The organism is Enterobacter sp. 01-M-03-SI-ECC (genome assembly GCF_047530215.1).
In the GTDB taxonomy this organism is placed as follows: Bacteria; Pseudomonadota; Gammaproteobacteria; order Enterobacterales; family Enterobacteriaceae; genus Enterobacter; species Enterobacter chengduensis.
In genome coordinates this window covers 53,407-74,086 of the sequence record NZ_JBLKDA010000015.1, presented here as the reverse complement: position 1 = coordinate 74,086, position 20,680 = coordinate 53,407, and the positions used below count along the sequence as shown (strand labels likewise).

At 63.2% G+C, this 20,680-nt stretch carries 20 protein-coding genes and 1 pseudogene; 8 read left to right on the top strand and 13 right to left on the bottom strand.

Annotated features, from left to right (window positions below; all coding sequences use genetic code 11):
- Window positions 1-13: 13 nt before the first annotated feature.
- From ACMWKK_RS14860 to ACMWKK_RS14850, 3 genes are all read right to left on the bottom strand, one after another.
- Entirely contained in the window at window positions 14-1,543 is a 1,530-nt protein-coding gene (locus tag ACMWKK_RS14860; protein WP_022960603.1) for an efflux transporter outer membrane subunit, read from the bottom strand.
- A 64-nt stretch (window positions 1,544-1,607) separates the two neighbouring features.
- Entirely contained in the window at window positions 1,608-4,775 is a 3,168-nt protein-coding gene (locus tag ACMWKK_RS14855) for an efflux RND transporter permease subunit (protein ID WP_022960604.1), read from the bottom strand.
- 19 nt (window positions 4,776-4,794) lie between these two features.
- Complete coding sequence (locus tag ACMWKK_RS14850; RefSeq protein WP_406542851.1) at window positions 4,795-5,997, bottom strand: efflux RND transporter periplasmic adaptor subunit; 1,203 nt, start codon at window positions 5,995-5,997, stop codon at window positions 4,795-4,797.
- Between the two features lie 141 nt (window positions 5,998-6,138).
- Here ACMWKK_RS14850 and ACMWKK_RS14845 point away from each other — a divergent pair, with 141 nt between their 5' ends.
- The 6 genes from ACMWKK_RS14845 (at window position 6,139) to ACMWKK_RS14820 (ending at window position 11,406) form a co-directional block, all read left to right on the top strand.
- Window positions 6,139-6,744, top strand: coding sequence for a TetR/AcrR family transcriptional regulator (locus tag ACMWKK_RS14845; protein WP_023047514.1), 606 nt, complete (start codon window positions 6,139-6,141; stop codon window positions 6,742-6,744).
- A gap of 63 nt (window positions 6,745-6,807) precedes the next feature.
- Complete coding sequence (locus tag ACMWKK_RS14840) at window positions 6,808-7,842, top strand: permease (protein WP_009586987.1); 1,035 nt, start codon at window positions 6,808-6,810, stop codon at window positions 7,840-7,842.
- Between the two features lie 12 nt (window positions 7,843-7,854).
- Entirely contained in the window at window positions 7,855-9,132 is a 1,278-nt protein-coding gene (locus tag ACMWKK_RS14835) for an ISL3 family transposase (protein WP_022960607.1), read from the top strand.
- A 68-nt stretch (window positions 9,133-9,200) separates the two neighbouring features.
- On the top strand, window positions 9,201-10,013 hold the full coding sequence (locus tag ACMWKK_RS14830; protein WP_306303116.1) for a TIGR03571 family LLM class oxidoreductase: 813 nt from the start codon (window positions 9,201-9,203) through the stop codon (window positions 10,011-10,013).
- Window positions 9,997-10,884, top strand: coding sequence for a sugar phosphate isomerase/epimerase family protein (locus tag ACMWKK_RS14825; RefSeq protein WP_004350834.1), 888 nt, complete (start codon window positions 9,997-9,999; stop codon window positions 10,882-10,884). The genes ACMWKK_RS14830 and ACMWKK_RS14825 overlap by 17 nt, the downstream gene beginning before the upstream one ends.
- Window positions 10,885-10,887: 3 nt before the next feature.
- Complete coding sequence (locus tag ACMWKK_RS14820; RefSeq protein WP_004350836.1) at window positions 10,888-11,406, top strand: flavin reductase family protein; 519 nt, start codon at window positions 10,888-10,890, stop codon at window positions 11,404-11,406.
- A gap of 83 nt (window positions 11,407-11,489) precedes the next feature.
- On the opposite strand, the gene ACMWKK_RS14815 is transcribed toward ACMWKK_RS14820, so the two are convergent.
- From ACMWKK_RS14815 to parA, 5 genes are all read right to left on the bottom strand, one after another.
- Entirely contained in the window at window positions 11,490-13,484 is a 1,995-nt protein-coding gene (locus ACMWKK_RS14815) for a relaxase/mobilization nuclease domain-containing protein (RefSeq protein ID WP_022960609.1), read from the bottom strand.
- Between the two features lie 448 nt (window positions 13,485-13,932).
- Window positions 13,933-14,532, bottom strand: coding sequence for a S26 family signal peptidase (locus tag ACMWKK_RS14810; RefSeq protein ID WP_041111053.1), 600 nt, complete (start codon window positions 14,530-14,532; stop codon window positions 13,933-13,935).
- Window positions 14,529-15,074 carry a DUF2840 domain-containing protein gene (locus ACMWKK_RS14805; RefSeq protein WP_041111055.1) on the bottom strand — a complete coding sequence of 182 codons (546 nt, stop codon included), beginning with the start codon at window positions 15,072-15,074 and terminating at the stop codon, window positions 14,529-14,531. Before ACMWKK_RS14805 ends, ACMWKK_RS14810 begins: the two co-directional genes overlap by 4 nt.
- Window positions 15,071-15,334: a hypothetical protein gene (locus tag ACMWKK_RS14800; RefSeq protein WP_041111083.1), complete on the bottom strand. Its 264-nt coding sequence runs from the start codon at window positions 15,332-15,334 to the stop codon at window positions 15,071-15,073. Before ACMWKK_RS14800 ends, ACMWKK_RS14805 begins: the two co-directional genes overlap by 4 nt.
- Window positions 15,331-15,969 carry a ParA family partition ATPase gene (gene parA, locus ACMWKK_RS14795; protein ID WP_041111085.1) on the bottom strand — a complete coding sequence of 213 codons (639 nt, stop codon included), beginning with the start codon at window positions 15,967-15,969 and terminating at the stop codon, window positions 15,331-15,333. The genes ACMWKK_RS14800 and parA overlap by 4 nt, the downstream gene beginning before the upstream one ends.
- Between parA and ACMWKK_RS14790 the strand changes: the two genes are divergently transcribed.
- Window positions 15,968-16,096 (top strand): hypothetical protein, encoded by a 129-nt coding sequence (locus ACMWKK_RS14790; protein ID WP_257789741.1) that lies wholly within the window; start codon window positions 15,968-15,970, stop codon window positions 16,094-16,096. The genes parA and ACMWKK_RS14790 overlap by 2 nt on opposite strands.
- A gap of 162 nt (window positions 16,097-16,258) precedes the next feature.
- Here the strand turns inward: ACMWKK_RS14790 and ACMWKK_RS14785 are convergent, their stop codons facing one another.
- The 4 genes and pseudogenes from ACMWKK_RS14785 to ACMWKK_RS14770 all read right to left on the bottom strand — a co-directional run bounded on the left by ACMWKK_RS14785 (window position 16,259) and on the right by ACMWKK_RS14770 (window position 18,937).
- Window positions 16,259-17,116 (bottom strand): replication initiator protein A, encoded by an 858-nt coding sequence (locus ACMWKK_RS14785; protein ID WP_041111057.1) that lies wholly within the window; start codon window positions 17,114-17,116, stop codon window positions 16,259-16,261.
- A gap of 26 nt (window positions 17,117-17,142) precedes the next feature.
- Complete coding sequence (locus ACMWKK_RS14780) at window positions 17,143-17,424, bottom strand: helix-turn-helix transcriptional regulator (protein ID WP_003107109.1); 282 nt, start codon at window positions 17,422-17,424, stop codon at window positions 17,143-17,145.
- 83 nt (window positions 17,425-17,507) lie between these two features.
- Window positions 17,508-18,280 (bottom strand): annotated as a pseudogene (locus ACMWKK_RS14775) (DUF2285 domain-containing protein).
- A 309-nt stretch (window positions 18,281-18,589) separates the two neighbouring features.
- Window positions 18,590-18,937 (bottom strand): DUF2958 domain-containing protein, encoded by a 348-nt coding sequence (locus ACMWKK_RS14770; protein ID WP_041111062.1) that lies wholly within the window; start codon window positions 18,935-18,937, stop codon window positions 18,590-18,592.
- A gap of 215 nt (window positions 18,938-19,152) precedes the next feature.
- On the opposite strand from ACMWKK_RS14770, the gene ACMWKK_RS14765 reads away from it, so the two are divergent.
- Window positions 19,153-19,446 (top strand): helix-turn-helix domain-containing protein, encoded by a 294-nt coding sequence (locus ACMWKK_RS14765; protein ID WP_041111064.1) that lies wholly within the window; start codon window positions 19,153-19,155, stop codon window positions 19,444-19,446.
- Between the two features lie 351 nt (window positions 19,447-19,797).
- Here the strand turns inward: ACMWKK_RS14765 and ACMWKK_RS14760 are convergent, their stop codons facing one another.
- Window positions 19,798-20,112 (bottom strand): DUF736 domain-containing protein, encoded by a 315-nt coding sequence (locus ACMWKK_RS14760; protein ID WP_041111066.1) that lies wholly within the window; start codon window positions 20,110-20,112, stop codon window positions 19,798-19,800.
- Window positions 20,113-20,680 lie beyond the last annotated feature (568 nt).

Genomic DNA, 20,680 nt, shown 5'->3' with positions numbered 1-20,680 from the left:
TCGCCTCCTGTTGTCAGTACAAAGGCCGTTTGAGAGTCGCAGCGTTGTAGCCGCTCATCTCACCGAGTTCATCCAGTTCAGGCCTGTCGCCGCTTTTGTGGCGCTGCGCGACTGCCTCGCCCTGCGGTCCGGGCAAGGCGTGTGACCAGCCGCCGGCCAGCGTCTTGTAGACCGCCACCAACGCCGTCGCCCTGCGGGTGGCGCTTTGTGCCAGCAAGTCTTCGGACTCCAAGCGTGAACGTTCGGCCTCCAGCACATCCAAAACATGGATGGCGCCGCCCTCAAATTGCAGGCGAGCCGTCTTGGCTGCCCGGCGGCTGGCCTCGGTCGCCTGTACCAGCATGGCGTACTCGGTCTGCGCGCGCGATAGGCGTACCAGCGCGTTCTCGGTTTCTTCCATGGCGCGCAGCACCGTGCGCTCGTATACCGCCAAGTTTTCGGCAGTGGCTGAATTGGCCGCCGCGATGCGCGACCGCACCCGGCCCACGTCTAGGAAGGAACCACCCACACCGAGCGAGATCATTCGCGTTTCACTATCACGCTCGAACAACGAACCAAAGCCCAACGCCTGCGTGCCGATCAGCCCTCCCAACGTAAAGCGAGGGAACAGGTCTGCCATGGCTACGCCGATACGCGCAGTGGCCGCAGCCAGCCTACGTTCTGCCGCAGCCACATCGGGACGGCGACGCAGTAGATCGCCCGGTGCACCGGCGTTGATCTGGGCGGGCAGCTCAGGCAAGGCTGCGGGGTGATCCAGCACTTCGGCCATCGCCGCAGGCGTGCGGCCAGTGAGCACGGCAATGCGGTGGGCGGCCACAGCAGCCTCAGCTTCAAGCGGCGGAATGCGCGAGCGTGTCAGCGCCAATTGCGTGCGGGCGCGGTCGGCATCGAACGACGTGCCCCGGCCGTTCTCGAACAAGACCTCGATCAGCCGCAGCGTATCGGCTTGGTTGATTTCGTTGTCCCGCGCGACCTGTAATTGCACTTGCAAGCCGCGCAAGCGGAAATAGGCGTCGGTCAACTCGGCCACCATAGCCACTTGTACGCCCGCCAGGTCGGCTGCGCTGGCCTCGGTCTCGGCGCGCTGCGATTCCACGCTGCGCCGCACTCGGCCAAAGAAGTCCAATTCCCAGATCACGGATAGGCCAGCCGAATGCAGATCGTTATCCCGGTCGGAGCGGGACGCATCCGGTGCTTGTGCAGCACTGGCGCGCTGGGTACTGATTTCACCGGACGCGCCCAGCGTCGGATAGTAGTCTTGGCGACGTTCGCGCGACAGTGCGCTGGCTTGCTCGTAGCGCGACAGTGCTATGCGGATGTCGTGATTGGCGTGAAGAGCATTCTCCACCAAAGAGTGCAGCACCGGGTCATCCAGTTCCCGCCAGAATTGCGCATCGGCCTCCGGTACAAGCTGGGACACGGCAACGGGGTCTTGGCGGGCATACGTCACTGCCTGGGGCGCGGCAGGTGCCTTGTAATTCGGCCCTACTGCGCAAGCTGCCAGCGTCAACGCCACCAAAGGGAGCAGTACCAGATGTGGCATCCGACGTAGGCATGGTCGGATGCGGGATGGCGTTTGAAGCATGACGGAATCAGTCCTTGTGGAGTCAGACATGGGTGGCCTCCATGGCGACATTTGCCTGGCGACGTGGCTTGCGCGTCGCGAGCCTGCGTAACGCGACGTAGAAAACAGGAGTCAGGAATAAACCGAACAAGGTCACGCCGAGCATGCCGGCGAACACAGTCACTCCCATAACCTGGCGAATCTCCGCGCCTGCGCCGGAACCGACCATCAGCGGCACCACGCCAGCGATGAAGGCGATGGAAGTCATGATGATCGGGCGCAGACGAAGGCGTGATGCCTCCAGCGCGGCATCGAGGATGCTGTGCCCCTTGCGCTCAAGTTCACGGGCGAACTCCACGATCAGAATGGCATTCTTGGAGGCCAGACCAATCAGCACTATCAAGCCAATCTGCACGAAAATGTTGCTGTCACCACCCGCGAGCCACACGCCCGTCATGGCCGACAACAGGCTCATGGGCACGATCAGGATGACGGCCAGCGGCAACGTCCAGCTTTCGTACAGTGCCGCCAGCACCAGGAAGACCAACAGTACCGCCAGCGGGAACACCACCAGCGCGGTATTGCTTTGCGTGACCTGCTGGTAGCTGAGGTCGGTCCACTCCAGTTGCATGCCTGGCGGCAGCACCTTGTCTGCAATGGATTGCACTTGCTGCAATGCCTGCGATGACGACACCAGACGCGGATCTGACTCACCAATCAGGTCGGCAGATGGATAGCCGTTGAAGCGGATGACGGGATCGGGGCCGAATGTCTTGCGCACGTCCACCATGCTGCCGATGGGCACCATGTCGCCATTGGCGTTGCGGGTGCGCAGTTTGACCACGTCCTCGACAGAACTGCGGAACGGTGCGTCCGCCTGAGCCATCACCCGGAAGGTGCGGCCAAAGCGCGTGAAGTCGTTGACATACGCCGAACCCAGGTACACTTGCAGCGTATCGAAAAGATCGGTCACGGCCACGCCCTGTGCCTTCGCCTTGGTGCGGTCCACTACGGCGTCAAGCTGCGGCACATTGGCCTGATAGGAACTGATCGGATATTGGAATCCCGGTTCTTGCGAGATGGCCGTCGCCAGCTCGGTGGTCGCCGTCTGCAATGCGGCATAGCCCTCACGGTTGCGATCCTGCACGTAAAGAGAGAACCCGGAACCCGCGCCCAGCCCCATGACAGGGGGCGGCATGATGGCAAAGGCCAGACCGTCCTGCTCCTGAGCGAAGCGCTCGTTCAACTGTTCCGCAATCTCGGTTGCAGTGTGCTTGCGCTCATTGATGGGCTTGAGTACGAAATACACTAGGCCGCTATTGGACGTGTTGGTCGACTGCAAGCCGTTCATGCCCGGGAACTGCACGGCGTTGTAGACGCCATCGGTCTTGAGCGCGATGTCGCTCACACGGCGGACCAGCGCTTCCGTGCGCTCCAGGGATGCACCCTCGGGTAGCTGGATGACACCGATGAGATACAGCTTGTCCTGCATGGGGATGAATCCGCCAGGGACGGCCTTGAACACAGCTCCCGTCGCCACCAGTAGCGCGATGTAGACGAGAAACACCGCACCACGCCGCCCGAGGATGCGCGACACGCTGTTTCCATAGCCATCCGCGCTGCGCAGGAAGAAACGGTTGAACGGCCGGAATATCCAGCCCAGACTGCGATCCAGCACCCGCGTGGGCAGGTCTGGCGCGGCACCATGCGGGCGAAGCAGGCGCGCGGCCAGCGCAGGCGACAGCGTCAGCGAGTTGATGGCCGAAATTACCGTGGAGATCGCAATGGTGACGGCGAACTGTTTGTAGAACTGCCCTGTCACGCCGGACAGGAATGCCATAGGCACGAATACCGAGCACAGCACCAGCGAGATGGCGACGATGGGGCCACTGACTTCGCGCATGGCCTGATGGGCCGCAGCCAGCGGCGCCAGCCCTTCGGCGATGTTGCGCTCGACGTTTTCCACCACCACGATCGCGTCGTCCACCACGATCCCGATGGCAAGCACGAGTCCAAAAAGCGTGAGCGTATTGATGGAAAAGCCCAGCATCAGCAGCACGGCGAAGGTGCCTACCACCGACACCGGCACGGCTAGCAGTGGGATGATGGAGGCACGCCAAGTCTGAAGGAACAAGATCACCACCAGCACCACCAGTCCGATGGCTTCCAGCAGAGTGTTGACGACCGCCTTGATCGACTGACGCACGAAGACAGTTGAGTCATACTCCACCGACCATTCCACTCCCTCGGGAAAGCGCTTGGCCAACTCGTCCATCTTCGCGCGGACTTGATCCGAGATTTCGATGGCATTGGCGCCCGGGGCTTCAAGGACAGAGATCGCGACAGCAGGCTTGTTGTTGAGCAACGACATCAGCGAGTAGCTGGATGCGTCCATTTCCACGCGCGCCACATCTCGCAGCCGGGTGACCTGACCCTGCGATCCGGTCTTGACGATGACGTCGCCGAACTCTTCTTCCGTCACCAGCCGGCCCTGCGCATTGATGGACAGGAGGAAGTCGCTTCCCGAGGGGTTGGGCGGCGCACCTAGTTGACCGGCCGAGACCTGGACGTTCTGTTCGCGCACGGCTTCGACCACATCGCCGGCGGTCATACCCAGCGCCGCAATTTTGTCGGGGTCCAGCCATAAGCGCATGGCGTAGTCGCCAGAGCCGTAGATCTTGGCATCGCCCACCCCCTGGATGCGTGCCAACTCGTCGCGTACATGGAGCACGGCATAGTTGCGCAGGTACAGCGCGTCATAGCGATCGCCCGGCGAGCGCAACTGCACGACCAGCGTTTCGTTGTGGGACTGTTTGACGGTCACCACACCTTGCTGGCGCACCGCTTCGGGAAGACGCGGCTCTGCCTGGGCGACACGGTTCTGTACCTTGACCTGGGCGTCGTCGGGATCGGTGCCAGGACGGAAGGTGACGGTCAGCACCAACACGCCATCACTACCGGCCACGGACTTCATGTAGAGCATGTTTTCCACGCCGGTGATGGATGCCTCCAGTGGTGCGGCTACCGTGTCGGCGATTTCGCGCGGATTTGCGCCAGGATACGTGGCGCGAACCTGTACGCTGGGTGGCACGACTTCCGGGTACTCGCTGACGGGCAAGAGCGGGATCGCGATCAACCCAACCACGAAAATGATGATGGACAGCACGGCCGCAAAAATCGGCCTGTCCACGAAAAAGCGGGCAAAGTTCATGATGGCTGGCTCTCCGCGCTCATTCGCTCGCCTGGGCGATTTGTCGGCCTGCAGGCGCCATTTCAATGTCCTGGGCCGTCACTGGCATGCCGACAGAAACCTTCTGGATGCCGTTGACGATCACGCGGTCGCCGGGATTTAGACCTTCCTCGACGATGCGCAGGCCTTCGGCCTTGCGTCCCAGCGTGATGTCGCGGCGCTGGGCGGTGTTGTTCTCATCGATCACATACACGTACTTGCGGCTCTGGTCGGTCAGGATGGCCTTGTCGTCGATCAGCATGGCCTCGAAACTGCCGCTACCCGGCAGGCGCACTCGGGCATAGAGGCCCGGCGTAAGCAGGCCGTCGGGATTGACCAGGGTGGCGCGTGCGCGGATGGTGCCGGTGGCCGCATCGACACGGTTGTCCACGAAGTCCACGTTTCCGGCGTGTGGATAGCCGTTCTCGCCGACCAGGCCCACCTGCACCGGGATACTTTCGCTGCGCTGGTCGGGGCGCTCTCCGTTGCGAGCCATGTGGGCGTAGCGCAGATAGGTACGCTCGTCGACATCAAAATGCACGTGCACCGGGTTCAGCGAGACTACGGTGGTCAGGATGCTGGCCTGGCCGTCAGCACTCACCAAGTTGCCTGCCGTGACCAGTGCACGTCCGGCGCGGCCTGTGATGGGCGAACGTACCTGGGTGAACGACAGATCCAACTTGGCGGTCTCGACTGCGGCTTGGGCGAACTGCACGTTGGCTTGGGCCTGATCGGCGGCGGCGTGGCGCTGCTCCAACTCCTCGGTGGAGGCTGCTTGCAACGAAGCCAGCTTTTGAGCACGGGCCGCTTCGCTACGTGCCAGTGCGGCCTGCGTGCGGGCGCGGGCCAAGTCTGCTTCCGCGCGAGCCAGAGCAGCACGGTAACTGCGAGCGTCAATCTCGAACAGCACGTCGCCACGTTTGACGATCTGGCCCTCTTCGTAATTGACCCTGTCGATGTAGCCACTCACACGTGGCCGCAGCGCAACGCCTTCCACCGCCTCGACGCGGCCATTGAACTCATCCCATTGGACGATCTTGCGCACCGACACAGGTGCCACGCTGACCGTGGGTGGAGGGGCGGCGACCGCGTCGGCGGCGTCGCTATTGCAGCCAGCTAGGGACAGCGCCAGCAAGCTCGCCGCAGCTAACGGCAAGGCGCGGCGCCAGGAAGGCAGGACCGCAAGGTAAGGCAATGTGCTCATTGTTTTCAGTCTCGAAGGGATGGCGAAACCCGGTTGATAAAATTTGACATACGTGACGTATGCCATTTATCATCCACTCATACGCAACGTATGTCAATCATTTACATACACTTCTTATGTGAAAAATCGGAGGACGACCTAATGGCACAAAAGCGTGCAGAGATGATTGAGGAAACGCGGGCCAAGCTCATCAGTGCCGCCCGCGCTGCGTTCGCAACCGTGGGATATGCGGACAGTTCAATGGATGAGCTGACGGCCCAAGCCGGACTGACGCGCGGAGCGCTCTATCACCACTTCGGTGGAAAGAAAGGGCTGCTGGAGGCGGTCATCGCCCAGATTGATGCAGAGATATCTGGCCGACTGGCCGTCATCGTCGAGGAGGCGGAGTCCACCTGGGACGGCTTCGTTCAGGAGTGCATTGGCTACATCAAGATGGCCGTCGAGCCCGAAGTCCAGCGGATCGTCCTGCTGGACGGGCCAGCGGTTCTGGGCGATCCCTCCCAGTGGCTCTGCCAGAACGTGTGCATCGTGAACACGCGCCGCAGCCTCCAGAAGTTGATCGAGGAGGCAGTCATACGCCCCGTCGATCCCCTGGCGACGGCCCGCCTGATAAACGGGGCGCTGCTGGGCGCATCGCTGTGGATCGCCAGCGCAGACGACCCACGCGCCGCTTCCGAAAAAGCCGTGCAGGGATTTCTTGTACTGGTGGCGGGCTTGCGGCGGGACACCTCTCCCGCGCAGCCGTAACAACCCAAAGGTGCCGACCGGCAGGCCGGACTCTTTGACCCAGAAATATAGGAGTAATATTGAATGTCATCTCAACTCCAAGACGCTCTAGGCATGTTCGCCTTTCTCGCTATCGAGCTATCGGTTTTATTCATTGGCATTAGCTTGCTGGTCGGAGTTCTTCAACGTCACATCCCACCATCCAAGGTGGAAGCGTTACTGACTTCCAGTGGGAAGCGAGGCTATTTTCTTGCTGCTGGTTTAGGAGCTATAACGCCCTTCTGTAGTTGCTCGACTATCCCCATGTTGAAAGGGTTGATTCGGGCACGGGCCGGTTTTGGGCCGATGATGGTGTTTCTTTTCTCATCTCCGTTGCTGAATCCTATCGTCGTCGGCCTGCTGGTTGCCACGTTTGGATGGACACTTACTGCTATCTATGTGCTCGCCGCTTTGGTGGTCGCGGTAGGTGCCGGATGGCTGCTTCACACGCTTGGCTTCGAGCGTTATGTGCGCCGGACGGCGACACAAGAGAGCAGTGGATGTAGTTCATCAGCAAGCCCGTGCAGTGCTACATCGACCGCATCGAGTTGCGGCACCAACAGCTGCGACACCACTCCGAAGACGGCTTCTTGCGGGGCTGATAGGAAGACAACAGTCTCTACGTCTAGCGAATGCTGTGACAGTCAACCCACTGTCACGGTTAAGAAAGAAGGGAAGTACAGTGGTGTGTGGCGGGAAGCTTGGTCGGACTTTATCGATGTGTTGCCTTACCTGCTCATCGGTATTGCGATTGGCAGCGTGATCTATGGTTTCATGCCCACTGACTTATTGGAGCAGTATGCAGGCCCAGATAATCCCTTTGCCATTCCAGTTGCCGCTGTCATCGGCGTGCCGTTGTATATTCGCGCTGAAGCCGTCATACCTCTGGCAGCGGCTCTGATGGCCAAAGGCGTGGGTGCCGGGACGGTGCTAGCGTTTATCATCGGCAGTGCCGGAGCCAGCCTGACTGAGCTCATTCTGTTGCGCTCTTTGTTCACGCTGAAGCTTTTAGCGGCGTTTTTAGCAGTCATTTTTGCTATGGCGATGATTGCCGGTTACGCCACCTACCTGTTTTTCTGATCAAGGCGGGAGATGATTAATTCGTTAAGCCTTCCTGGGTACCAGTTGGTGGATTCTGATGAGCAGAATGAAGACATACATTTTCGGCTTGAAGCACCTACACCAGTAGCCTGCGAGGGGTGCGGCGTGCAGGGTGAGTTCGTGCGGTTCGGCAAGCGTGACGTTCCCTATCGTGATCTGCCCATCCACGGCAAGCGGGTCACTCTCTGGGTGGTCCGCCGCCGATACACCTGCCGGGCCTGCAAGACAACATTCAGGCCCCAGCTACCGGAGATGGTGGACGGATTCCGTATGACACTGCGGCTGCATGAGTACGTGGAGAAGGAATCCTTCAACCACCCCTACACCTTTGTGGCGGCACAGACCGGCCTGGACGAGAAGACGGTGCGCGACATCTTCAACGCCCGCGCCGAGTTCCTGGGGCGCTGGCACCGCTTCGAGACGCCCCGCATCCTGGGCATTGACGAGCTATACCTGAACAAGCGCTACCGCTGCATTCTGACCAACATTGAGGAGCGAACCCTGCTCGACCTGCTGGCCACCCGCCGCCAGGACGTGGTGACCAACTACCTGATGAAGCTGAAAGACCGGCAGAAGGTCGAGATCGTCAGCATGGACATGTGGAACCCCTACCGGGCAGCGGTCAAGGCTGTGCTGCCCCAGGCCCGTATCGTGGTCGATAAGTTCCATGTGGTGCGCATGGCCAACGATGCCCTAGAGAGAGTGCGCAAGGGCCTCAGAAAGGAGCCGAAACCGTCCCAGAGCCGGACTCTCAAGGGAGACCGGAAAATCCTGCTGAAACGCGCTCACGAAGTCTCAGACCGGGAGCGCCTCATCATGGAGACCTGGACAGGCGCGTTCCCGCAACTGCTGGCCGCCTACGAGCACAAGGAGCGCTTCTACGGCATCTGGGACGCCACCACACGGCTCCAGGCAGAAGCCGCCCTGGACGAGTGGATAGCCACCATCCCGAAGGGCCAAAAGGAAGTCTGGAGCGATCTGGTCAGGGCAGTGGGAAACTGGCGCGAAGAGACCATGACCTACTTCGAGACGGACATGCCCGTCACCAACGCTTACACGGAGTCCATCAACCGACTGGCCAAGGACAAGAACCGTGAAGGGCGCGGTTACTCCTTCGAGGTGATGCGGGCACGAATGCTCTACACCACGAAGCACAAGAAGAAGGCACCGACTGCGAAGGTCTCTCCTTTCTACAAGAAAACCATCGGTTACGGACTGCCGGACTTCGCAGAGGAACTCAACTACGGAGTCGATCTATCAACCATCTGAGGGTGGTATCAGATTGATGGGGTGAAGGTGCCCCATCAACCATTAAATCCGTATACCCCAACCATTAAATCCGTATACCCGTATTTCTCAATGTCCCGTCTTTTGGCGACGTGGGTCACATCCATGACCTGTGGCCATTCATGGGCTACGTCACGGCACAGACGTCGCGCATCGCGCTCGCAACTGGCAGCGTCATCACCACTCTGCGTCATCCCTTGCTTGTGGCCAAAGCAGCAGCCTCGATCGACCGCTTGTCAAATCAGCGCCTGGTGCTAGGTATCGCCACGGGTGATCGGCCAACAGAGTTCCCGGCCTTCGGTCAGACAATGGATGCGCGAGCCACGTTGTTCCAAGAAGCATTGACTGTGTTGCGTCAAGCCTGGCGTGAGGACTTCCCGGAAATCTCCACGCCCCGAGTGAACTTGTCGGGTGCAGATACGCTGCCGAAACCGGCGTTGAGAGACATTCCCGTGATGGTGACTGGTCATTCACGCCAGTCGGTCGAATGGATTGCCGAGCATGGGGATGGCTGGCTTTACTATCCCCAAAATATCGCGCAGCAAGCCATGACAATCAAGAATTGGCGGTCGCTGACACCAAGATTCAAACCCTTCACGCAATCCTTCTATATTGACCTGTCGGAGAATCCCGATGAACCCCCGTCGCCCATCTTCCTCGGGTTTCGGGCTGGTCACCGATTCTTTACTGACTACTTCAGCCGCTTGCGCGATATTGGGGTTAATCATATTGGCCTCAACCTGAAATACGCGACACGTCCGGCGCATGAGATTGTTCAGGAACTTGGCGAGCATGTCGTACCGCACTTTCCGGCGCACGCTACTGCCCATTTGGAGGAGGCGCAGGATGCTGCACGGTCATAAAATTTTTGCCTGGGATCTCGCTTTTACTTCTTCGGCTGGTACCTATGCCTTCGATGTCCAATGCGAAATGCTGGCTGACATCGGTTATGACGGCCTGACCTATGCCGTCTGGTCAGGGAGCCGATGGGAAACCGCAAAGCGTCTATCCACCGTGAAAGATCGTTTCGGTTTGGAGGTCTTTAGCGTGTATGTGGTGATCGACCTGGATCAGGGCCCACAGCATCCCATCAACGCAGGACTCTTGCGGATGCTTGAGGAGATGGAAGGCGTGAAGGCTGTCAATCTTGGAATCAGGACGGCAGGCCACGGTTCAAATCATCGAAAGGCACCGGACGACAAGGTATTGCAGGACTTCCTTGGTCGGGCACTTGAGATTTGCGCACGGCGCGGAATTGACATCCTGCTGTATTTTCATCTGGGCTTCTGGATGGATCATTACTCCATTGCGGCACAGATCTGCTCGGTCGTGAACCATCCGAATCTCGGCATCGTGTTTCCAAGCTATCACTGGTATGGCTACGAAACCAATGCAGGCAGCCCGACGGAGGGCTATCAGGCAGTAGACCCGACGCCAGCGTTAATGGCGTCAACACCCTTCATGCGGGAATTGACTCTCAGCGGCGCAACCCGCAGCCCACTTGGCTGGAGTCGTATTGCCACTTTCGAGGCGCTCGATGCAGGAGAACTCGACAACTTCGCACTTCTTGGACTTGCCAAGTCGTTCGGTTATACCGGCCCCGTCGGCTATGACGGCACATTGGTCGGGGGGAATCCATACAGCACGCTCAAACGCTCCTATGACGCGATGGACGAGATGTTGGGTTTGCTGACAAAGCACCCTGGTTGGGCCAAGCGTGAAACGCACCCGTAACCTATGATTGAGCACACCTACATGTCCCAACACCCTTTGATTGCTGCCCAATTGAGGCAGGCGATGCGCGGCGTGGCCTCCACGGTGACGCTAATCACGTCGATCGCTCCCGATGGCCACGGACACGTAATGATCGCCAGTTCATTCACATCAGTCTCACTGGAGCCGCCCACGGTTCTAGTGTGCATTGGTCAGCAAACCCGTATCCATGGGCCGCTGCTGGCTGCTCGACGATTCTGCATCAATGTACTCCGCGCAGAACAGGAGGTACTTGCGGTGCACTGCCGTAGCGCCACGGGGACCGACCGTTTCGATCATGAAGCCTGGCGATTTGATGAAGTCAATGGGTTGCCCTATCTGCAAGGGGCGCAGGCTTCGCTGTTCTGTGAGCTGATTGAACACCATGCAGTCGGCACCCACTCGGTAATGCTGGCCAGTGTCGAGCGTGTGCTCACATCTGCATATGCCGATCCACTCGTCTATCTGGATGGCCGCTTCCGGGCCATAGATCCAACCCGTTGAAGATATGCAGCGAAGAATTTCACAACTGCCTCGGCATATCTCTAGACAGCCTGCCGGGTTATGTGGCTGAGACTCTTCGAGCATTAGCCAATGCCCATTCCCCGCTGCCGTCCGATTTCCCACGCCACGCCGCCACCGCTCACCGTCGCGGCAAGTTGCTGCCCCAGTCGCTGTTCAATCACCGGCTTCCACGGCACCAGACTGAACCCCATGCCGTCGTCTAGCATCGCGTAGCGCCCGCTGGCGAGCATGAGGCTGCGCCGGTAGATGCCAGCCACGCGCTGCCCGTCGGTGACGGGCCGATGCGCTAGGCCGATTTCGGCGGCAATATCCTTGGCGGCCTTTGCCAGTTCCCGATTCCGCAGCGTCCCCAGCAAGTTCCGGGCGAGGATCACCCGCTGCCCACGCCGCTGGGCCAGCCCCTGTTCTTCAAGGAAGTCGGCGCGCTGCTGCAAGGCTTCCTTCGTCTCGCCGCCAAAGCCCAGATCGCCCAGCCCCTTGCCGCCACCGATCAACTGCTGGTCCAGCCAGGTCGCGCCGATCACGCGGGCCTGCCGCTCGATGGGCAAGTGCGATTTCAGCTCCACCGCCACGCCGCCCAGGCGCTGTGCGTCGTTCTGGCGGCCACGTTCGGCCAGGTCGTCCGGCACCTTCCATAGTCCATCAGCCACACGTTCCACGATGCCGGCCCGGCGCAGGGCTTCCAGTCGGCGGACATGGGCCGCGACGACCTCCTGCGGGTCGCGGCCGGGCTTGGCTCGGCCTTGCTCGATCGCCAGGTGATGATCGGCGCGGTACAGGCCATCGCTCGCCAGCGCGGCGATGTTCTTGTCGGCCGCCCGCACCTCGTTGGAACCGCGTACCTCCACCACGGCTCCGGTGGGATAGTTCGCCAGCTCGTCGCGGGCGTTCAAAGCGACGTAGTGGGCCTTGCCGTCCACGCCGTCGATGACCAGATAGCCGCGGTCGTGCAGCTCGTCGGCCAGCCCCTTGCCGGCCACGCGGCCGACGATGGTGCGGCCGTCGTCGCCGGGCTCAAACACCGCCTGCTCGCGCGGCTGGCCGCTCATGGCGCGCTGCATGGTGCGGATGATGTCACCACGCTCGCCCAAGGCGCGCAAGGTCTTCTCCGCGTCGGCATGCACGGCCCAGGTGCCGGGCTGCGTCTCGTCAGCCAGGCCCAGGCGCTGCAAGCGTTGGAGTCGGCCGATCAGCAGCAGCCGCTGGCGTTGCAGGCGGGGCTCATTGAAGCGCTCGATCTGCACCCGGCCATCCTCGCCGGCCTCACGCTGCAATGTGCGGTCGAGGCTCGTCCACCGCTCCTGTTCCACCTCGCGCTGCAAGGTCTGCTGGATCTCCAGTTCGGTGCGCGGCCCCAGCCATTCCGTCGCCAGTTCGGCGGCGCGATGGCGGAAGCCGTGGGCGATGTAGTCGCCCGCGATGATGAGGTCTTTGCCGGTGTCGTCGCGCCCGCGCACGATCAGGTGGGTGTGCGGGTTGTCGGTGTTCCAGTGATCGACTGCCACCCAATCCAGCCGCGTCCCCAGATCGGCTTCCATGCGGTTCACAAGATGCCGGGTGTAGGTGCGCAGGTCGTCCAGCTCGGCCCCGTCCTCGGGCGAGACGATGAAGCGGAAATGGTGCCGGTCGTCGTTGGCCCGCTCCTTGAAGGCATCGAGGTCGGCATCGTCAATCTGCGGCCCGTAGGCCCGGCCCGGTTCGCCATCGCGGCCGGCGCCGTCGCGCTCGATGTAGCGCAGGTGCTTGGCGAGCGACTGCGGGCTGGCGTTGCGTTGATTGACCAGTAGGGTCTTGATGGTCACGCGCCGCGACATGGACGTCAGCTTCGCCCCGGCGAAGCGCGCCGCCGTATGGCCGCGCCCCAGGCGCGAGCCGGGCCGCTGGCCGGCGCGTGCGCCGCTGCCGCCGGCTGCGGAATGGCGCATCGAGGACTTGCCGCCGCTGGCCTTGCCCGCCTGCTTGAGTACCTTGGAAACGAAGCTCTGGCCCTGGCCTTTGCCCCGGTTCTTCGGGGCGCTCGGACGCACCCGGAAATCGTCGTCGCGGCGGGCGGTCATGGCTGCGCTCCCTGCAAGCTCTGGCGTGTCCTGTCGTGCGAAGCACGGGGACATGCCTGCATTGGCGCGGGCCTCGCGCCCCAAGCGGCACGGTGGCGAAGCCGCTCCGTGCCGCGCCACCCCCATGTGCAGACAGGCTTTCTACGCGGCCTGGTGCCGCGTCCTTTTGTCTTGCCTTCCGCCTTTGCCCTTCGCTGTCGCTCCGGGTGTCGGCGGTCCGGCGGCGCTGTGCTGCTTGCAGCTAGCGCGCCGGCGAGCGCGCCAATGGCCGCAGGCCGGGCGCGTTCGAGGCAAGACGCCTGCACATTGGACGGCTGCGCCGGATGTTGCGCGAAGCGCGGCGCGGATGCGTTCGCGCTGCACGCGCGACGACATGGCAACAGCATCCAGAACGACATGCCAGATGGCACGATGAGATGCACGGTGACGTGCAGCGAATCGGCGGCCATCATGAGCGTGTCTCCAGCCAGACCGGATGCGCGACGCCGATCAGGACGGATGCGCTGACCGGCCCGAAATAGCGGCTGTCGAACGATGCCGGATTGGTCACGCTCAATAGGAACAGCTCGCCCTCGGCCAGCGGGCGGCAATGCGGCCAGGATGGCAGCGGCCGGCCCAGCCGATCAGCAGGCAGCGCGGCGGCCGTAGGCACGCCGTCGATGCGTACCTGACCGGCGACGATGCAGACGTGTTGCGGCGCGACCGCGCCCACACGTTTGAGCAGCGGAACGTGTGCCGGCAGGTAGCCGCGCTGCGCAGCGAGCGCGGCAGCGTCGGCAGGCAATAGGGTCAAGACGATGCTGCCCACGGACAAGGAACGTGGCAGCGAGGTGGCCCGATGGTCGAGCGGCTTCACGCGATACCAGCCGACCGGCACGCTGTCGGACGGGTTGTAGATCAGGCGCGGCAGCGGCTGCACGAACGCCGCCCAGGCCAGCGCAGCGAGGCCGCAGGCGGACAGGCCAGCCAGCACGATGCGAGCGCGCAGGCGCGAGCGAGGATGCGGCGCGGCTTCGGGCGTGCGTGCGACAGTGGAATGGACCGTCATGGCAGCGCCCTCCCGGTCAGCCAAGCGGCGTGCCGCTCGGCGGTGTATTCGGGCAGCGGCAGACGGGCCGCCAGACGGTTGCCCAGCGTGCGCCAGTACGCGGGCGAAACGTCGATGGCGGCGATGCCCTGCGCGCCGATGCCGTCGATGCGTTCGAGCACGGCACGCACCGCGTTCTCGCCTTCGGCGTGCAGCAGCAGGCGTGCGCCGGGCCGCACGCCGGGGATGCGCTGCACGTCGTCCAGCGGCGTGCCAGCCTGCATCACCATGAGCTGCCAGCGGATCGTTCCGTAGTCGTTGGCCTGCCAGCGAATGCGGCAGAACATCGCGCCCGGCAGGAACACCGCGCAGCGCCGCCAGCGGTCGAGCCGCAGCATGCGTGCCGGTTCGCCGAAGCGCAGGTAGAGCTTGAACTGCGGTTCGATGTAGGCCAGCGAAACGCGCGTCAGCGGCACGCTGCCGACGAGGCCAGCGAGTACCGAAGGCGCGCGCAGCGGCGCAGCCGTGGCCGCGTGCGCCGCAGGTAAAGCGGATGCGTTCATGGCATCTTCTCCGGGGGAAACTCCCGCTCCAGCAGGCCGCGCAGCAAGTCGGCCACGGTCACGCCCTGCGTGAAGGCCGACACCTTGATACGCGCCCGCAGCGCGGGCGTGATGTCGAGGGTCAGGCGGGCTGTGTAGAGGTCGCCCTTGTTCAGCGCATCGGCATCGCCCTGGCGAATCCACGCCTCGGCGTGTGGATTCGTGGGCGGACGCGCGCCAATGCCGACGCGCTTGGCGCGTGGTGACGGTTGCGCTGTCATGTCGGCCACCGCAGCAGTTCATCCACCAGGGCGGTGATTTCGCGTGCGGCGGCGCTGTCAGGTGCCGTTTCGCGGGCGAGTCGGCCAGCGGCCACGCTGTCGGCGAACACAATGCGCTGATGCACTTCCGCGCGCAGCGCAGGTAGCGGCTGGTCGGCGAGCGCCTGGCGTGCCTCGCGCCCGATCACGGTGGTGCTGACGCGCCGATTGATGACAAAGGCCGCGCGCAGCGCAGGCCGAAAGACTTGCGCCTCTCGGATCAGCGCCACCATCTCGGCGCTGGCCCACAGGTCATAGGGGCTGGGCTGCACCGGGATCAGCACGCGCTCGGCCGCCAGCAGCGCGGAACGCGCCAAGGCGGCGATGCGCGGCGGCCCGTCGATGACGACGTGATCGGCCCGACTGGCGAGTTCTGGCGCTTCCTGATGCAGCGTTTCGCGTGCCAGGCCCACGGCGCTGAACAGCCGTGGCAAGCCTTGCTGACTTCTGCGCTGCGCCCAGTCGAGCGATGAACCCTGCGGGTCGGCATCCAGCAGGATGACGTGCTGGCCACGCATTGCCAGTTCGCCGGCGATGTGTGTGGCGAGCGTGGTCTTGCCGACGCCGCCCTTCTGGTTGAGCAGAGCGACGATCATGGCGTGGCCCTCCATGCTGGAAAGCCTTGCTTTGATCGGTCTGCAAAACCTGTCGGCTGGTGGCTGGTATTACCTGCCGTTTCTGGCCGCGTGGTGGTTGTCCACCGCAGCGGCGTTGCCCTACTAAAAGTTAGAGAAATTAAGTTAGGGAAGTTAGAGGGCGCGCAAACCCAATGCTGGCGCGGGTTTGCGGCCGATCGGCACGCCTGATAGCACGATAGTCCCACGCCTGATAGCACGATACCCCGCACGCCTGATAGCACGACACCATTCACAGGCTCTCCCGGAGTTATCCCCGTGCCGTATGCGGCACTGGCCGGAACGTCAGCAGCTCCATGCCGTTGTCCGGCATCCGCTCGATGCCCAGGACGTAGCCGGGCAGCGACTGCCGCGCGACCAGGGCGCGCAGGTCGCAGGCGAAGTCGTAGGGCTTGGCGGTGCTGCCGGATTTCTGGTGCAGGTAGCGGAAGTCGAACTGCCAGCCGTATGCCTGCTTGCCGCCGTGCTTGCGGACGAGCCGGTACAGCCACCGCTCGATGCCGCCGGTCAGCCGGAAGTACGCCGGGTCGATGGTCAGCACCAGGGCGGCGTCGAGCACGCCGGCATAGAACCAGTCCGGCAGGATCAGTTCGATGCCCAGCGGCGTGCCGCTGGCATCGGCCAGTTCCTTCCATTCGTTGATCCACGAAAACCGATGCAGACGCCGCCCGGTTGTCTCGCGGATGGACGTGGCCACCGTGGTCGATTGCAGCCGGTCGAGTGCGGCCTTGAGGCGCTGGTAGTCGCGCAGCGACTTGCCGCGCCCGATGAAGCGCAGGATCTCGTAGGGCGTGACCCGCATCAGCCGCGACGGGCGCAGGCCCGCGTCCTTCGCTTCCACGATCTGCGAGGCCGCCCAAATGAGGATGTCCGCATCCCAAATCGTGGCGATGCCGTGCTCGGCGGTGCCTTCCACGCGGATCGTCACGTTGCCCGCGCGGAAGTCGATGGGTTTGACCCGCTTGGACTTGGCGAGCGAGAAGAAGGGATAGGCCATCAAGTCCTGACTGTCGCGCGGCGCCATGTCGCCCGGCAAGGCGCGGAACAGGTCGAGCTGTTCGCGCTCTTGCAACGGCCGCTGCCGGGACGGCAGCGCAGGGCTGGACATGGCGATGGCCTGCCGCGCGCCGCCGATCAGCGCGCACGGCTGTCGGCCGAGTGGTGCTCGGCGTATTCGGGATCGGAGGTCGTCTCGAAGCTGCGGTCGGCAGCCCAGGCATCGAGGTCGGCCACGGCGTACATGACGCGCCTGCCGAACTTGCGAAAGCGCGGGCCGCCACCGATCACGCGCTGCTTTTCCAGCGTGCGCGGCGACAGGCGCAGGTACTCGGCGGCTTCGTCGTTGGTGAGATAACGCTGGGGCTGCGCGGCAGCGGTCGAGACAGTGGCGGCAGGCCGCAAGGGAGCGGGACGCATGGTGTGAACCTCCATCGGTTGAAAGCGCCCGGCCACACAGCGCGACCGGATGGAGGCAGTCTCAGAAAACGCGGCCTTCCTGCTCAGGGTCGTTTTGCGTCGTCTTCAGAACGACCCTTCTCAAGCGGCGGAAGCTGTGCTAATTGGCGGTAGCCGCCGCGCATCAGCGCATCGCCGCGACGCGCCAGGCGGCGCACCTTGGAGCGCAGCCCGCATCGCTGTACCAGTCGGCCACGGCTTCCACGCCAAACAACCCTTCGCCCACCTCGCGCAAGGACGCACCCGCCAGGGTCGCGTCAAGCGCCTGCAAGGTGTGCAACTCCAGCAGCGCGGCAGGTGTTGGCCTGGGCTTGGCGGCAGCCAGTGCCGCGTCGGGCGCATGGCCGCGCGCAGGCACGGCAGCGCCGCCGCGGCGGGCATAGACCACGGCCTTGCCATCTTCCAGGCCGGGTGCCAGTGCGTAGCGCTGGCAATGGTCTGGGCTGCGCGCGATCAGCGTCAGCCCCTTGCCGTCGTGGAGCAGTTGCTTATGACCCGGAAGGCTCCAGAACGCGAAAGCCGTGGCATCGGGCGGTGGGTCGGCATCGGGATAGAGCTGCACCACGGCGGCATGGCCGGGCAGCCAGACCGGATGCGCGTCGCGCGCATCCAAGGTCGGGTCTTCCAGCAGGCGCAAGCCCCAGCGATGCGCTGCCTGCTGTGCCACCTGTGGCCGGCGATGACGGCGCAGCCAGTCGAGCCGGTAGTCGGGATGTCTGCGCAGGTACTCCCAGGCCAGCGCGAGCGCATCCAGCCATAGGACATACAGGTACGCAGCGGTCGGATACCAATGCGCGACGTGATGGGGATCGACCATGACGCAACCTCCTGCGAACAGGACTCGCCGCCACGGCAGAACTCCGCGCTACATCGTCATCGTCAGAATGTCATGGGTCAAAAAAGTGGATGGGGCTGTCAAGACCGATTGGCTCCGATGCGTTGCGGTATTCGTCTCAATGCTGCGGCGGCAGCGTCCCGACCTTGGGACGCGGTATAGGCCAGCCTGCCGCAGCCCGCGCCCGGCATCATGTCTATTTGGATCAGACTGGCGTGGCTACGCCGCAAGAATGCCGATTGAGACCTGCCCGGTCTGACACCAGACTGAAAAAGTCACAGTAGGTCGTATTCAGTCCGGGATAGCCCAGTCGCGCTCGGCCAGCCGGGTGTATTCCGACAGCGTGCGCGTAGGGCGGAAATAGAGGTCGCGCATCACGGGCTGCTTGCGCGGCCCGACGATGCCAGCCAGCTCGGACAACTTGACGGTGCCTTGCGCTGGCATACCGATCCCCAAGTCGATGAGGCCCCAGGCGGTATCACCGTCGGCGGGATCGAGCGCGGCCAGCAGCCAAGTCACGTGCGCGTCCGGCATGAACAGCCGCACCACGGGCACCGGGTCGATGGCTTCGCCAGCGGTGCGGGCCTGGCCGTGGGCCAGCAGGCGCGCGCGGTCGTCCTCGGTGATGAGTGGATTCATGGCGATCCCCTCCGGCTGCACGAATCCGCCAAAGCGTGAAAGCGCAAAGCCGTATCGGCGGATTTGTGCATAAACACGATTGTGGTTCCGTTACTTCGCGCCTTTGTTGAAACCCATAAATGCGGATTTCTGTAGAAGCGCAAAACAGTGGGATTTCAAAGAATGAGTTAAAGATAACGTGGTTTTAATTGTGCTGCGAATCGACGCTTCTGTCTATGCAGAAGCGATCCGTCCAGCCCGGCCGACCAGCCGGCACCACCACCCATGACGCCGAGTTGGCTCACGCCTTCGGCGCTGCGGTGCGTGCGCTGCGGATGGAGCGTGGCATTGCGCAGGAATCGCTGGCGCACCTGGCCGGCGTCGAGCGTTCCCACATGGGCAAGATCGAGCGCGGCGAGCACATACCCACGCTGGCGATCATCTTCAAGATTGCCAGCGCGCTCGAATGCAGCACGGCGGTGCTGATGAGCGAGGCCGAAAGTCAGCTCGCAGCAGCGGCCCAGCCGTAGGCGCCGGCCCGGTCGATCCGGCACAAGCCGGTTCGGCGGTGTTTCAGGGGCGCCAAGTGCAGCGCGGCGGGGACGGGTCTTGCGCCGATCCCTTGGAGGCAAGCGAAGCGCGCAGCGCCGCAGGCGCGAAGGCGTGAGGGATTGGAGCCGAATGGCCGTGACGGCAAAGGCGGCACGGGGCGCAGCCCGCAAAGCCCGGCGGTGCATCGCGCCGACACGCCATGCCCCGACCGCAGACACCGCTTCCCAGCATGGAGAGGCAGCCCGCTATGGGCCACTACCTGCCGCTGCCACATTCGGGACGAGCAAACAGCACAGCGCCCCGCCGCGATGGGCGGGGCGCTGCGGCGGTCATGCCGCCTGGGGCTTGCTGCGCGACCAGATCAGGTCGTGCGTGCCGTCCTCGCCTTCGATCAGGCGGGCATAGACCGTGGCCGGGAACGAAGGATCGTCGAGGGTCACGGAGATGTAGTCCCGCCCGGCCTCGCTGGTCTTCTTCCACGCCGCGCCGATGTCGTGGCCGGCCGCCTGGAGGCGGAAGTCCGGGGCTTTCTCGTTGTCCCCCTTGTCGTTGGGAGCCAGCTTGACCTTGACGTTGAGCGTCAGGGTGCGAAGCGTGCCGGTGAAGCCGTCTTTGTCTGCGGTGAAGCTGCCGATGTTGGCCATGATGAAACTCCTTTTGGTGGAACAAGGTTCGCGCCCATCGCGTCCTTGTTGTGATCCGGCCGGCGGGGGACGGGCTGGCTGCACCGCTTGCGGTCGCAACGCAGTGGAGAGCCGGGAGGCGAAAAGAATTTGTCCCGCGAGGAATCTGCGCAGCAGAGGGGAAATTGTTTTCGCCGCACGGTGGCAGCCATGAAGCCCGAGGCGCAGCCGTGCCACCACCAGGATTCACAACGAGACAAGGACGCCTTGGGCCGAACCGCTCCGAAAGGAGATGTGGCCGGCTCGGCATCCCCGCATGAAGGCTTCGCCGATTCGCCCGCTGACGCGGGCCACGTCAACCGCTCGACGACTGGCGAGAACGCCCCCGCCGCACCTAGCGGCGCCGGTTTTGAGGCGTGGTGTGGAAGCTCCATAGCGATGCCGGACGGGTTGTCCGTGAACCGCCCTTCGTGACGTGGTGAGCAGGAGCTGCCAGCGTTGAGGACGGCACGCATCTGCACAACCTGCCGCAGCAAGTCTCAGCGTGTTCGCCAGCGCCCCGTCCATTGCGGCGGGGTGCTGGCCGGGG